Consider the following 13,991-nt stretch of genomic DNA (forward strand, 5'->3'; position numbering starts at 1 on the left):
TCAGCCCGCCGATGCAGGCGGCGAGTCAGCGAACGCGGCGCCGGCCGAGCGCAGCAGCGCCTGCCGCAGCCACCCGTGCGCATGCGCATGCTGCGCCCGTCGGTGCCACAGCGCGTCGACATGCACCAGCGGCTGGTCGAAGGGAAGCTCGCGCAGCACCAGGTGGTCGTCGATGCCGGTCACCCGCGCGAAATGCCGCGGCATCACGGTCAGCAGATCCGAATTGGCGACCACCCGGCCGGCCGTGAAGAACTGGTTCACCGTGACCACGATGCGCCGCTCGCGCCCCAGCGCACCCAGCGTCTGGTCGATGAAACCGTAGGGCCGGCCCGAGAAGCTCACCAGCAGGTGCCGCGCGGCACAAAAGCTGTCGAGCGTCAGCGGCGCGTCGGCCAGCGGATGGCCCTGGCGCATCACGCACACGTACTGCCCGACATACAGCCGCTGGGTTTCGAAGGGCTCGCCGACACCGGATTGCCCGCGCGCCGCCAGGCTGGCGATCACGGCGGGAAAGTAGCCGATCGCGACGTCCACCTCCTCCTGCTCCAGCATGCGGCGCGGATCGCGGGTCGTCAGCGGCAGCACCCGCAGCGAAACGGCCCGGGCTTCCTCTTCGACGATCCTGATCAGGCCCGGTATCAGCTCGGCCGCGGTGGCATCGGCCATGGCCAGCAGAAAGCTGGTGTCGGCGATCCCGGCATCGAATTCGCCCGGGGCCAGCGTGTGCTGCAGTTGCCGCAACGCGTCCCGCACGGTGGGCCAGAGCGCCAGCGCCCGCGGCGTCGGCTCCACGCCCGCACCGGCGCGCCGCACCAGTTCGTCGCCCAGCACTTCGCGCAGCCGTCGCAGCGCATTGCTGACCGCCGGCTGGGTGATCGACAGGTTGCGGGCTGCGCGCGTCAGGTTGCGCTCCGCCATCACTTCGTCGAAGACGCGCAGCAGGTTCAGGTCAAGCGTGCGAAAGTTCACATCCATAAGTGCTGTGAATGATAAACATCAGCAAGATAAAGTGGAAAGACACTAGGGTAACCCCTAATATCACCCCATCGGCTCCGGCCACTCGTCCTTCCAGGAGGAACACCATGACCAGTTTCATCCACGTTGAAAAGCCCGCTACGCACCCCGGCATCGTTCGCGCCGAGGCAGCGATCGACCGCGTCCGCGCCGCCCGCCGCGGTTTCGATGGCGCCCGTGGCCTGGCGGCGCTGCTGCTCGCGGCCATTGTGTCGTCGCTGCTGGTCGTCGCCGACAAGCTGGTGTCCACCACCGACGAAGGCGGCCTGCTGCTGGCCTGGGTGGTGCTGTGGGGCGTCGCCTTCGTGAGCCTGGCGCTGTTCGCCGGCACCGCGCGCAAGCTGGCCGTCCGTGCCATTGCCGCTGCCCAAGGTGTCGCCAAGCGCCGCGCTGCCGCCCGCGCCGACGAGAAGTTCCTGGCCTATGCCAAGTTCGACCCGCGCATCATGAACGAAATCAACGTGATCGCCACGCACCAGCAGGCAGCCGACGTCGAACTGCCGGTCGCCGGCAAGGCGCAGTCGCTGGCACGGGTCGCCAAGCGCTCGGCCGACGTCCGCATCCCGACGCTCCATGAAGCCATGCGCCGCGTCAACCTCGGCCAGTACTACTGATCGATCCGCCGGCCTTCGGGCCCGATGCAAAAAAGCCGCCCGAGGGCGGCTTTTTCGTGGGTGGCTGAAATGTTCAATCCGCCGCCGGGCCGCCCCAAGGCGGACTGCGCCACCTAGGGGGCAGCGCGTACACGAAGTGACGAGCGTGGGGGCTCCGCGCTTTCAGGCCGCCAGACGCTTCTCGATCGCAGCCTTGGTCGCCGGAAGTTCCTTCGGCAGGTGGTGCGACAGCTGCTCGAACAGCTCGGCGTGCAGCTTCAGCTCGGCCTGCCAGGCGGCCTTGTCGATGCTGGTGACGGTGTCGAACTGCTTTGCGCTGAAGTCCAGGCCGGTCCAGTTGAGATCCTCGTAGCGCGGGCTGACGCCGAACACGTGCTCGCTGCCGTCGGCCTTCTGCTCGATGCGGTCGATCATCCACTTGAGCACGCGCATGTTCTCGCCGTAGCCGGGCCAGACGAACTTGCCGTCCTCGCCCTTGCGGAACCAGTTGGTGGTGTAGATCTTCGGCAGCTTGGCGCCCGCGGCCTCGAGCTTCTTGCCGAGGTCCAGCCAGTGCTGGAAGTAGTCGCTCATGTTGTAGCCGGCGAACGGCAGCATCGCGAACGGATCGCGCCGCACCACGCCCTGCTGGCCGGCGGCCGCGGCGGTGGTCTCGGAGCCCATGGTCGCCGCCATGTAGACGCCTTCGACCCAGTTGCGGGCCTCGGTCACCAGCGGCACGGTGGTCGAACGGCGGCCGCCGAAGATGAAGGCGTCGATGGCCACGCCCTTCGGATCGTCCCAGGCGTCGTCGAGCGCGGGGTTGTTGGTCGCGGCCACCGTGAAGCGTGCATTGGGATGCGCGGCCTTGGCGCCGGTTTCCTTGGCGATTGCGGGCGTCCAGTCCTTGCCCTGCCAGTCGATGGCGTGGGCCGGGGCTTCGCTCATGCCTTCCCACCAGACGTCGCCGTCGTCGGTCAGCGCGACGTTGGTGAAGATCACGTCCCGGTCGAGGCTGGCCATGCAGTTCGGGTTGGTCTGCATGTTGGTGCCGGGGGCGACGCCGAAGTAGCCCGCCTCGGGGTTGATCGCGTTGAGCTTGCCGCCGGCGCCGGGCTTGATCCAGGCGATGTCGTCGCCGATGGTCGTGACCTTCCAGCCTTCGAAGCCGGCCGGCGGGATCAGCATCGCGAAGTTGGTCTTGCCGCAGGCGCTCGGGAAGGCGGCCGCCACGTGGTACTTCTTGCCGGCCGGGTTGGTCACGCCGAGGATCAGCATGTGCTCGGCCAGCCAGCCTTCGTCGCGGCCCATGTTCGAGGCGATGCGCAGCGCGAAGCACTTCTTGCCGAGCAGCGCGTTGCCGCCGTAGCCCGAGCCGTAGCTCCAGATCTCGCGCGTCTCGGGGTAGTGGACGATGTACTTGGTCTTGTTGCACGGCCAGGCCACATCCTTCTGGCCCGCTTCGAGCGGTGCGCCGACCGTGTGGACGCAGGGCACGAACTCGCCGTCGTCGCCGAGCACGTCGTACACGGCGCGGCCCATGCGGGTCATGATCTTCATGTTGACGGCCACGTACGGGCTGTCGGACAACTCGATGCCGATGTGGGCGATCGGTGAGCCCAGCGGGCCCATGCTGAAAGGCACGACGTACATCGTGCGGCCCTTCATGCAGCCGTCGAACAGCGGCTGCAGCGTGGCGCGCATCTCGGCCGGCGCCATCCAGTTGTTGGTCGGGCCGGCGTCTTCCTTCTTCGCGGAGCAGATGAAGGTGCGGTCCTCGACGCGGGCGACGTCGCTCGGGTCGGAAGAGGCGAGGAAGGAGTTGGGGCGCTTGGCCGGGTTGAGCCGCTTCAGGGTGCCGGCTTCGACCATCTGCTGGCAGAGGCGGTCGTATTCTTCCTGGCTGCCGTCGCACCAGTGGATGCGTTCGGGCTTGCATAGCGCGGCCATCTCGGCCACCCACGCGATCAGCTTCGCGTTCTTGACGTAGGAGGGTGCCTGCATGGCAAGACCCTTCAGCGGTGCGTTCATCGTCTATCTCCTAAGTTGTAAACCGTCTTTTCGAACGGGACGCGACGCGCTGGGGCGATCGAAATCCGTTGGAGAAAACGCTTCCGTCTAGGGAGAAGGCTGGATGGAAGCCCGTTTGAACCGGGGAGGGGCGTTGCGGCGACGACCGGTTCGGGGGTGGCAGATCGCGCCCCGCGGGCGACACGCAGTGCCCCGCGGCGACGCGCCGCGGGTTCAGGCCATGTAGATGGCGATGGAGGCCAGAAGAAGCATGAGCACCCCGCCGACCATCGGCAGCACCAGGGGCATCAGGGGGACGATCGACTCGACCGCGTCTTTTTCGACGGCGGCGGCGTGGCCGGGTTCGATGGGGGTGGGGTTGGACATCGGGATTCCTTGGGTTCGCAAGACTGGGGCCATTTTACCGGCTGGTACGCAGTCGGCGATCTAGGGGGTTGCCAGACATTCTGGGTGCCCGCGCGGGGCGGATTCTTGTGGGACATCAATCATGGACGAAGTCAGTGGGCGCTCGCGCCATGCATTGCTGCCCCCGAAATTTCGTCATCAATTTCGGAAATGGCTCGAAAGATCCAGCGGGCATGGACGACATACAGAATCCAGGGCGCGTCCTAACCTCGCCACCCATGAGTTATTTAGAGAACGATGGCGTGCCGACGATGGGCGTCACCGAGCCCGGTGATCCCGGTCTGGCCTACAGCGCGCATGCGCGCAGCCTGGTCGGCCATGCGCCGAAGGTTGGCGCTGTCAAGCGACGCAAGCTCCTCAACTATCCGGGTCCGGACTTCCTGCACATGACGAAGGAAGAGTGGCGCCGGCTGCCCCGCAACTGCAAGGGGTCGTGGCTGGAGGGTATCGATGTGCCGGGCCATGCCGCGCATCGGGTGCGTGTCGCCGTGGTGCACAGCGCATCGCTGTCGCCGGTCTACATCGTCGATGCCGTGCGCATCGATCCGTCCTGGCCCTCCGTGCGAGGGCCTCGCGTTCCGGGCTGTGCCGCCTGCCAAGAAATAAGCTCTTGACGCTTCACACCTAGCGCTGCTCCACTGCCTCGAACCCCGCCTCCCTCAGGGCTTCCAGCACCGCCGCCAGATGCTCCCGTCCACGGGTCTGCAGCACCAGTTCCACGTCCACGTTCTGCGCCGCCAGCATGGTGAAGGCACGCTGGTGGTGCACCTCGTCGATGTTGGCGCCCGCTTGCGCGACAGTGGCCGTGATATGGGCCAGCGAACCCGGTACATCGCGCGCACTGACCCGCACGCGCGCCAGCCGGCCGGCGCGCACCATGCCGCGCTCGATGATGGCCGCCAGCAGCAGCGGATCGATGTTTCCCCCGGACAGCACGAGCCCGACGCGCTGTCCCCGGAACTGTTCGGGGTGCCGGATCAGCGCCGCGAGCCCGGCCGCACCTGCCCCCTCGACCAGCGTCTTTTCGATCTCGAGCAGCATCAGCACCGCCTGCTCGATGTCCCCCTCGTCCACCAGCAGCAGGTCGTCGACTTCGCGGGCGATGATCTCGCGGGTCAGCACGCCCGGCGTGCCCACGGCGATGCCCTCGGCAATCGTGCTCGTGCCCTGGGGATGGTGGGTGCCCCGCACCGCATTCACCATCGCCGGGAAGCGCGAGGTCTGGACACCCACGACGCGAATGCCCGGCCGGCGCGCCTTGGCGGCCACCGCCATGCCGGCGACCAGCCCGCCGCCGCCGACCGACACCACCAGCACGTCCAGGTCGGGCACCGCATCCAGCATTTCGAGCGCCACCGTGCCCTGGCCGGCGATGATCGCCTCGTCGTCGTAGGGATGGACGAAGGCCAGCCCCTCGCGCTCCGCCAGCGCCAGTGCGTGCGCGCGGGCGGCGTCCAGCGTGTCGCCGTGAAGCACCACTTCGGCACCGAAGCCGCGCGTACGCTCGATCTTCACGCCCGGCGTGAAGCGCGGCATCACGATCAGCGCCCGCAGCCCCAGGCGCTGGGCGTGGTAGGCCACACCCTGGGCATGGTTGCCGGCCGACATGGCGATCACCCCGCGGACGCCGCTTTCCGAAAGATCGACCAACTTGTTACAAGCGCCGCGTTCCTTGAACGAGGCGGTGAACTGCAGGTTCTCGAACTTGAGGAAGACCTGGGCACCGACGATTTCGGACAGGGTGCGCGACTCGACACAGGGCGTGTCCAGCACTTGCCCGTGGAGGCGCCGGGCTGCGCGTTCGATCGCTTCGATTCCAATCATCGGTGGAATTGTGGACGGATTTGCAACAACAAGGTATTTCGTGTCGGCAGGCTTCCCCAAGCCAAAACTCTGCGCTATGGTCGCGTCCAGATTCACCTTCTCCTAGCTGGAGGTTGCCCGATGGTCAAGCGTTCCGGTGTCGATGCAGTGGCTGCGGCTTCCCGCGGCCATGCACTGCCGTCGCCCGGACTCAAGGAAGCGCCGGTGCTCGAACTCATGTGTTCGCACTTCGTGCTCACGCTGGCCGCCAAACAGGGTCCGCGCTTCAATGTGCGCCGGGACCTCAACGRGCTGCTGTCGCTCACGGGGCGCCACCTGGTCTGGCCGCTGCCGGTGCTGCAGCGCCTGCGCGAGTTCCTCGGCCGGCGTTGCGTCGGCAACGAGGTCTGGAAGGGCGTCGAGGGCTTCGATGGCCGTACGCTGCTCGACCGCCACGGCGTCTGGCGCGGCCCCTACGAGGAAGGCACGCTGTTCTTCTACCTGGACGAATACGCCAAGGACCAGCCGAAGGACCTGCTGTCGGTGCTGTCCGTCACGCGCGACTGGCTCACGCATGCGCTGCGCAAGCAGTCGACCCTGGTCGAGAAGAACATCGACGCACTGGCCGGTCTGCTGCAGCTCAACAAGGCCGAGCGGGCGCTGCTGCTCTACGGCACGCTGGCGCGCTACCAGCGCGACCTGCGCTCGCTGCTGGTCGAGTTCAAGGTCAACAACGCGCCCGAGGCCTATGCCGCGATCGCCGAGGTGGCCGGCGTCAACGCCAGCGAGGTCGGCGAGGCGCTGCGTGCCGGTTCGAGGCTGGAGCGCATCGGGCTGGTCGAGAACCTGATCTCCGAACACAACATCACCGACCTGGCCGACCTCATGAAGGTCAGCGAGAAGCTACCGCCGGTGCTGATGCGCGAGTACCGCGACCGCAACGAGCTGATGGCCGTCTTCACGCGGCCTTCCGCCAAGAGCAACCTGTCGGTCCAGGATTTTTCCTTCGTCGAGGACGACGCCCAGATGCTGGTCACGCTGCTGCGCGCGGCGGTGGCGCGCAAGGAGCCCGGCGTCAACGTGCTGCTCTACGGCCCGCCGGGCACCGGCAAGACCGAACTCGCCAAGGTGGTGGCACAAGCCGCGGGGCTGGAGCTGTTCGAGGTCGAATACGCCGACCGCGACGGCAACTCGCTGTCGGGCCGCGACCGCTATCGCTCGCTGCAGATCGCGCAGGTGTTCCTGAAGGGCAGCGAGCAGGCGGCGCTGCTGTTCGACGAGGTCGAGGACGTGTTTCCGCCGATCAGCACCGAGGCCGCGCAACTGATGGCGCGCGCCGAGCAGGTTCCGTCGCCGGCCAGCGGCAGCGTCAGCGGCAAGGCCTGGGTCAACCAGATCCTCGAGTCGAACGCGGTGCCGACGCTGTGGGTCACCAACCGCATCGAGCAGATCGACCCGGCGTTCCGGCGCCGCTTCGCCTACCACCTGGAGCTCAAGTCGCCGCCGCCCGGCGCGCGCGAGCAACTGGTGCGCAAGACCCTCGAAGGCGTTTCGGTGTCGGAGGCCTTCACGGCCAAGCTGGCCGGACGCAAGGGCCTGACGCCTGCACAGATCCGCACCGCGGTGCGCTTCGCAGAGCTGGCCATGACGGAGGGCGGGTCGGTCGAAAAGCTGATCGAGCGGCAGCTCAAGAATGCCGACCTGGCGCTCGGCACGCCCGACGCACCGGGCGCGCGCCGCAGCGTCACGACCTACGACCTCGACATGCTCAACGTCGAGACCCGCTTCGAGATCCCGCGCATCGTCGAGGCGCTGAAGGCGCGCGGCCACGGCACGCTGTGCTTCTACGGCGCACCGGGCACCGGCAAGACCGCGCTGGCCGAGCACATCGCCAAGGCCGTCGGCAGGCCGCTGATCGTCAAGCAGGCCAGCGACCTGATGAGCAAGTACGTCGGCGAGACCGAGCAGAACATGGCGGCCATGTTCAAGGAGGCCGAGGCCGAGAAGGCGGTGCTGCTGCTGGACGAGGCCGACAGTTTCCTGCAGGACCGCCGCGGCGCCCAGCGCACCTACGAGGTGACCGAAGTCAACGAGATGCTGCAGGGCATGGAGCGCTTCGACGGCATCTTCGTCTGCACCACCAATCTGCTCGACCGGCTCGACCAGGCGGCGCTGCGCCGCTTCACCTTCAAGATCAGGTTCATGCCGCTGACCGCCGAGCAGCGTGAGCGGATGTTCGTCACCGAGGCGCTGGCCGGCGATGCCAGCTTGCTGACCCACGAGATCGGGGTGCGGCTGGCCAGGCTGTCGCAGCTGTGCCCGGGAGATTTCGCCGCCGTCAAGCGCCAGACCGATATCCTGGCGGTCGAGTTCTCTGCGACCGAGTTCCTCGACCAGCTCGAAGCCGAGCACCGGATCAAGCCCGAAGTGCGCGAATCGCGCAGCATCGGCTTCGTCCAGTAAAGACCCACGGAAGAAGAGCGCGGATTGCCGCGCGCGAGGGAGAGCGATCGATGGGGTGTGTCCGGAAGATGGGCGCGGCGCGCTGCGCGTCGGCCGCCGTGGCGCTGGCAGCGCTTTGCCTGCTGGCCGCGTGTGGGGGTGGTGGCGGCGGCGGCGGTGTGGCATTGCCGCTGTCCGCGTTGCCGTCGCCGACGCCTGCGGCGTCGGGCGGCGATCCGATCGTCAAGTCTTCCAGCGTGGCCGGCCAATGCGCTTCACCGCGCATCGGTGTCGACCCGGACACCGGCGCCGCCTTCCCCGATGGGATGGGCTCGCTGGCCATCGAGAAAAGCTGGGTCCGCGCCTGGATCGCGGAGACCTACCTCTGGTACGCCGAAGTGCCCAACGACCTCCGGGCCGCCGACTATGCCACCCCGATCGCGTATTTCGACGTCCTGAAGACGCCGAATCTGACGGCCTCCGGCAAGCGCAAGGACCGCTTTCACTTCGTCGTCGATACGCTCGGCTATCGCGAACAGTCGCAGGCCGGTTCCGAGGTCGGCTACGGCCTCGAACTCGCCTTCCTGAGCGTCGCACCGCCCCGCGATATCCGCGTCGCCTTCACCGAGCCGGCCTCCCCGGCCGCGCAAGCGGCGATCGATCGCGGCCTGAAGCTGGTCGAGATCGACGGGATCGATGTCGTGGCCGGCGCCGATGTGGCCGCCCTGAACGCCGCCCTGGCGCCGGCGAGCATCAACCAGACCCACAGCTTCAAGCTGCAGGCCGGCGACGGCAGCGTACGCAGCGTGAGCCTGACCTCGGCCCGGATTACACGCGCGCCGGTGCAGAACGTGAAGACCATCGACAGCCCGACCGGGCCGGTCGGCTACCTGTTGTTCAACGACCATCTGGCGACCGCGGAAGGGCCATTGATCTGGGCCATGAATACCCTCAAGGCAGCGGCCGTCAGCGACCTCGTGATCGACATGCGCTACAACGGCGGCGGCCTGCTCGACGTGGCGAGCGAACTGGCCTTCATGGTCGCCACGCCCGAGGCCACCTTCGGCAACGTGTTCGAGCAATTGCGGTTCAACGACCAGAATCCGTTTGGCCAGAAAGGGAACCAGGTCAACCTGCCGTTCTACCCGACCTCGCGTGGCTACTCGGCGAGCGCCGGCGATCCGCTGCCCCAGCTGGGCCTGTTGCGCGTCACCGTGCTGGCGGGGCCGGACACCTGCTCGGCCAGCGAATCGGTCGTCAACGGCCTGCGCGGCGTCGGCATCACGGTGAATCTCGTCGGTGCCGGCACCTGCGGCAAGCCCTACGGCTTCTTTCCCCAGGACAACTGCGGTACGACCTATTTCGCGATCCAGTTCCAGGGCGTGAACCAGCAGGGCTTCGGCGACTACGGCGACGGTTTCGCGCCGACCTGCGCGGTGGCCGATGACTTCGGCCATGCGCTGGGCGACCCGGCCGAGGCCCGGCTGGCGGCTGCGCTGACGCTGCGCAGCACCGGCGCCTGCCCGGCGGCAACGACCAACAAGGCGGAACTGGCGCTCGGCAAGGCCGAGGCCGCCGGCACGCGCTACCTGGTCCGCCCGCCCCTGCGCGAGAACCGCATCGTTCCCCGTCTTTAGGGCCCGGCCGGCGCGGACTGGCGCGCTAGAAGGCCTTGCAGACGCGCAGCACGTCCTCGCCGTAGGCGTCGAGCTTCTTGGTGCCGATGCCGCTGATGCCCTGCAGATCCTCCAGCGTCGCCGGCGCGCGCTCGGCGATCGCGGCCAGCGTGGCGTCGTGGAAGATCACGTAGGCCGGCAGGTTGTGCTCGCGCGCCACCTCGGCGCGCCAGGCCTTGAGCGCGGCGAAGCGGGCCTGGCCGGCGGCGTCGAGCGACGCCGCGGCGGGCGGGGGCGCGGCGCGCGCGGTCTTCTCGCGCCGCGACTTGCGCTCGGCCGGCGACGAGACCGATTCGCGCAGCATCACCTGGATCTCGCCCTTGAGCACGGCGCGCGAGGCGTCGGTGAGCTGCAGCGTGTTGTAGGCCTGGGCATCGACGGCGAGGGCGCCGGTGGCGATCAGCTGGCGCAACACGCCGCGCAGCTGGGCCTCGCTGAAGTCGGCGCCGATACCGAAGGTGCTGACGCGCTCGTGGCCGAACTGCTTGACCTTCTCGGTCGCCTTGCCGCGCAGGATGTCCATGATGTGGCCGGCGCCGAAGCTGATGCCGCTCTGCTGCTGCACGCGGTAGATGGTGGACAGCAGCTTGCGGGCCGCATCGGTGCCGTCCCACACCTGCGGCGGCGTGATGCAGTTGTCGCAGTTGCCGCATGTGGCCCCCACGCTCGGCACGGCGTGTCCTCGCTGCCCCCCGAGGGGGCCGCTGCCGCCTTGGGGCGGCCCGCCGGCGTCAGCGGCCCCCACGCTCGGCACTGCGTGTGCTCGCTGCCCCCCGAGGGGGCCGCTGCCGCCTTGGGGCGGCCCGGCGGCGGCAGCGGCGTGCCCATAGGTCTCGCCGAAGTAGCCGAGCAGCCGCACGCGCCGGCAGTCGCTGGCTTCGGCCAGCGACAGCAGGGCGTCGAGCTTGCCGCGCATCACCTGCTTGAACTCCTCGCCGGCCGGGCTTTCGTCGATCATGCGGCGCTGGTTCACCACGTCCTGCAGGCCGTAGGCCATCCAGGCATCGGCAGCCGCGCCGTCGCGGCCGGCGCGGCCGGTTTCCTGGTAGTAGCCCTCGATGTTCTTCGGCATGTCGAGGTGGGCGACGAAGCGCACGTCGGGCTTGTCGATGCCCATGCCGAAGGCGATGGTGGCGACCATCACGATGCCCTCGTCGCGCAGGAAGCGGTCCTGGTGCTTCTGGCGCACCGCGGCGTCCAGGCCCGCGTGGTAGGGCAGGGCGTTGATGCCGGCGTCGCGCAGCGTCTGCGCCACGTCCTCGACCCGCTTGCGCGACTGGCAATAGACCACGCCCGCGTCGCCCTCGTGCTCGCGTTCGATGAAGCGCAGCAGCTGCGTGGTGGCTTCCTTCTTCTCGACGATGGTGTAGCGGATGTTCGGCCGGTCGAAGCTCGAGACGAACTGGCGGGCCTCCTCGAGCTGCAGCCGTTCGACGATGTCGGCCCGCGTCAGCGCATCGGCGGTGGCGGTGAGCGCGATCCGCGGCACGCCGGCGTAGCGCTCGTGCAGCACCGTGAGCGCGCGGTACTCGGGGCGGAAGTCGTGGCCCCACTGACTGACGCAATGGGCTTCGTCGATGGCGAACAGCGCCAGCTTGCCGCGCTCCCGGAGCGAGTCGAGCTGCGACAGGAAGCGCGGCGTGTTGACGCGCTCGGGCGCGGCGTACAGCAGCGTGATCTCGCCGCGCAGCATGCGGCGCTCGACGTCCTGCGTCTGCTCCCAGTCCAGCGTCGAGTTGAGGAAGGCGGCATCGACGCCGGCCTCGTGCAGCGCGCCGACCTGGTCGTGCATCAGCGCGATCAGCGGCGACACCACCACGGTCACGCCATGTCCCGCGCGCTGGCGCGCGATGGCGGGGATCTGGTAGCACAGCGACTTGCCGCCGCCGGTGGGCATCAGCACCAGGGCGTCGCCGCCGGCCACGACGTGGTCGACGATCGCCTGCTGGGGACCGCGGAACTGCGCGTAGCCGAAGATCTCGTGGAGGATCAGCTGCGGATCGTCGGCGCCGGACGGAGGCGCGAGCGCGGAGACGGAGGAGGCGATGGGCAAGGCGGACACTGTTCGGCGTTGGATGAAGGACGGCCCGCCAGGTGCGCAGCGGCGAGCCGGTCTTCATTGTCGCTTGGTGGCGGGCCCTCGGCGGTCAGTGGCGGATGTTTTCGCGGCCGGAAACCGCCATCAACGTGCACCCCATGGTGGCTACCAGCTTCTCTCGGCCCTCGTCGATCGCGTAGGCATGGCCCTCGCAGACCGTGATCGTGCGGCCGGGCTTGATCACGTTTCCCACCATTCGGAAGCTCCGGCCCTTGGCGGGCGCGAGCAGGTTGATCTTGAATTCGATGGTCAGCACGGCGGCGTCGGCTGGCATCAGGGTGAAGCCCGCATAGCCGCATGCCGAATCGAGCGCGGTGGCCACCATGCCGGCATGCAGGAAACCATGCTGCTGGGTCAGGGCCGCGGCCCAGTCGAACTCGATGGCCACGCGGCCGGGCGTGATCTCGCCCAGGCGCGCACCGAGCGTGGCCATGGCGCCCTGGCGCTCGAAGCTCTGGCGCACGCGCTGCGCATAGTCGGGATCCTGGGGGACGAACGGGGCGGGTTGCATTCGGGTCGGCCTGACGTTGACGTAAACGTCAATTATCGAGGCGCCGCATCCGATGGGCAAAAAGGGATCTGGTGGTGGTGGGCACGGGGGTTGCTTGTTGACTTGCGTTCGCCGCTGCCAGCCCCTGTCTAGACAGCTTTGGGTGCATGAAACCGCTTTCGCGCACTGACAAGGAGCGAAGCGGCTGTTGACCCGGGCCGCAGTTCCGGGTTAACCTGTATATACAGGTGCATCGCGGGGAACCAAACTCGGCCACTCTGCTGGAACTCGCGTCTTTCGCGTCGCCGGCGAGCCGAAATCTTTGAAACGCAACAGGAGAACCTGAATGGTCAAGACGGTCGCAAAAATCGCCTCGCTGGTGGCGGCGGGTGCATGTATCGCGGGCATGGCGACGAGCGCCAATGCCGAGGACACCAAGATCACGCTGGGCATGTCCGGCTGGACCGGCTTCGCGCCGCTGACGCTGGCCGACAAGGCCGGCATCTTCAAGAAGAACGGGCTCGACGTCGACCTGCGCATGATCCCGCAGAAGGACCGCCACCTGGCGCTGGCTTCCGGCGCGATCCAGTGCGCGGCCACCACGGTCGAGACCCACGTGGCCTGGAACGCCAACGGCGTTCCGATCGTGCAGATCTTCCAGATGGACAAGTCCTACGGGGCCGACGGCCTCGCCGTGCGCAACGACGTCAAGAGCTTCGCCGACCTCAAGGGCAAGGCCATCGGCGTCAGCGCACCGGGCACCGCGCCGTACTTCGGCCTGGCCTGGATGCTCAACAAGAACGGCATGAGCATGAAGGACGTCAAGCTGGTCTCGCTCGAACCGCAGCCCGCGGCACAGGCCTTCGTCGCCGGCCAGAACGACGCCGCGATGACCTACGAACCCTACCTGTCGACCGTGCGCAGCAACCCCACATCCGGCAAGATCCTCGCCACCACGCTCGACTACCCGATGGTGATGGACACCGTGGGCTGCGCGCCGACCTGGCTCAAGACCAACGCCAAGGCAGCCCAGGCGCTGGCCAACTCCTACTTCGAAGCGGTCGAGATGATCAAGAACGACCCGGCCAAGTCGAATGAGATCATGGGCGCGGCGGTCAAGCAGAGCGGCGAGCAGTTCGCCAAGTCGTCGGCCTATCTGCGCTGGTCGGACAAGGCGGCCAACCAGAAGTTCTTCGCCAACGACATCACGCCGTTCATGAAGGATGCCCAGGCGATCCTGCTGGAGTCGGGCGTCATCCGCAAGGTGCCCGACGACCTCGCCGCCACCTTCGACACCCGCTTCATCCAGTAAGAAGCGAGATCGATCATGAGCGCGACGCCTGTCATGCATTCATCCAAGCCGACGCTGCCCGCCGCGCCGGCGGCGCCCGTGGCGCCTCGGCGGCGCCGCGCGCTGGCGCCGCTCGAGCCCGTCAGCG

General features: G+C 68.0%; 11 protein-coding genes. 5 read left to right on the top strand and 6 right to left on the bottom strand.

The genetic code is table 11. The features are described 5' to 3' along the window. On the bottom strand, window positions 1-975 hold the full coding sequence (locus AC1D2E_RS07805) for a LysR family transcriptional regulator (RefSeq protein ID WP_478196865.1): 975 nt from the start codon (window positions 973-975) through the stop codon (window positions 1-3). Between the two features lie 107 nt (window positions 976-1,082). Here AC1D2E_RS07805 and AC1D2E_RS07810 point away from each other — a divergent pair, with 107 nt between their 5' ends. Next, window positions 1,083-1,628 carry a hypothetical protein gene (locus AC1D2E_RS07810; protein WP_478196866.1) on the top strand — a complete coding sequence of 182 codons (546 nt, stop codon included), beginning with the start codon at window positions 1,083-1,085 and terminating at the stop codon, window positions 1,626-1,628. A 162-nt stretch (window positions 1,629-1,790) separates the two neighbouring features. On the opposite strand, the gene AC1D2E_RS07815 is transcribed toward AC1D2E_RS07810, so the two are convergent. Next, on the bottom strand, window positions 1,791-3,638 hold the full coding sequence (locus AC1D2E_RS07815; RefSeq protein ID WP_478196867.1) for a phosphoenolpyruvate carboxykinase (GTP): 1,848 nt from the start codon (window positions 3,636-3,638) through the stop codon (window positions 1,791-1,793). 213 nt (window positions 3,639-3,851) lie between these two features. Beyond that, a complete protein-coding gene (locus AC1D2E_RS07820) occupies window positions 3,852-4,004 on the bottom strand; it encodes a hypothetical protein (RefSeq protein WP_478171142.1) in 153 nt (50 codons plus the stop codon). Between the two features lie 257 nt (window positions 4,005-4,261). Here AC1D2E_RS07820 and AC1D2E_RS07825 point away from each other — a divergent pair, with 257 nt between their 5' ends. Next, window positions 4,262-4,657: a hypothetical protein gene (locus tag AC1D2E_RS07825; protein WP_478196868.1), complete on the top strand. Its 396-nt coding sequence runs from the start codon at window positions 4,262-4,264 to the stop codon at window positions 4,655-4,657. Between the two features lie 10 nt (window positions 4,658-4,667). Here the strand turns inward: AC1D2E_RS07825 and AC1D2E_RS07830 are convergent, their stop codons facing one another. Next, window positions 4,668-5,867, bottom strand: coding sequence for a threonine ammonia-lyase (locus tag AC1D2E_RS07830; protein WP_478196869.1), 1,200 nt, complete (start codon window positions 5,865-5,867; stop codon window positions 4,668-4,670). Between the two features lie 120 nt (window positions 5,868-5,987). Here AC1D2E_RS07830 and AC1D2E_RS07835 point away from each other — a divergent pair, with 120 nt between their 5' ends. Together AC1D2E_RS07835 and AC1D2E_RS07840 are read left to right on the top strand one after the other, a co-directional pair. Beyond that, on the top strand, window positions 5,988-8,309 hold the full coding sequence (locus AC1D2E_RS07835; RefSeq protein ID WP_478196870.1) for an ATP-binding protein: 2,322 nt from the start codon (window positions 5,988-5,990) through the stop codon (window positions 8,307-8,309). A gap of 50 nt (window positions 8,310-8,359) precedes the next feature. Next, window positions 8,360-9,925, top strand: a complete 1,566-nt coding sequence (locus AC1D2E_RS07840) for a S41 family peptidase (RefSeq protein WP_478196871.1) — start codon at window positions 8,360-8,362, stop codon at window positions 9,923-9,925. Between the two features lie 25 nt (window positions 9,926-9,950). On the opposite strand, the gene AC1D2E_RS07845 is transcribed toward AC1D2E_RS07840, so the two are convergent. Both AC1D2E_RS07845 and AC1D2E_RS07850 read right to left on the bottom strand, forming a co-directional pair. Further along, window positions 9,951-12,011: a RecQ family ATP-dependent DNA helicase gene (locus AC1D2E_RS07845; RefSeq protein WP_478196874.1), complete on the bottom strand. Its 2,061-nt coding sequence runs from the start codon at window positions 12,009-12,011 to the stop codon at window positions 9,951-9,953. Window positions 12,012-12,111: 100 nt separating this feature from the next. Beyond that, window positions 12,112-12,573 (bottom strand): PaaI family thioesterase, encoded by a 462-nt coding sequence (locus AC1D2E_RS07850; RefSeq protein WP_478196872.1) that lies wholly within the window; start codon window positions 12,571-12,573, stop codon window positions 12,112-12,114. 325 nt (window positions 12,574-12,898) lie between these two features. Between AC1D2E_RS07850 and AC1D2E_RS07855 the strand changes: the two genes are divergently transcribed. Then, window positions 12,899-13,864, top strand: coding sequence for an ABC transporter substrate-binding protein (locus AC1D2E_RS07855; RefSeq protein ID WP_478196873.1), 966 nt, complete (start codon window positions 12,899-12,901; stop codon window positions 13,862-13,864). Window positions 13,865-13,991 lie beyond the last annotated feature (127 nt).

The sequence above is a fragment of the Variovorax sp. P1_H2 genome, assembly GCF_056405295.1.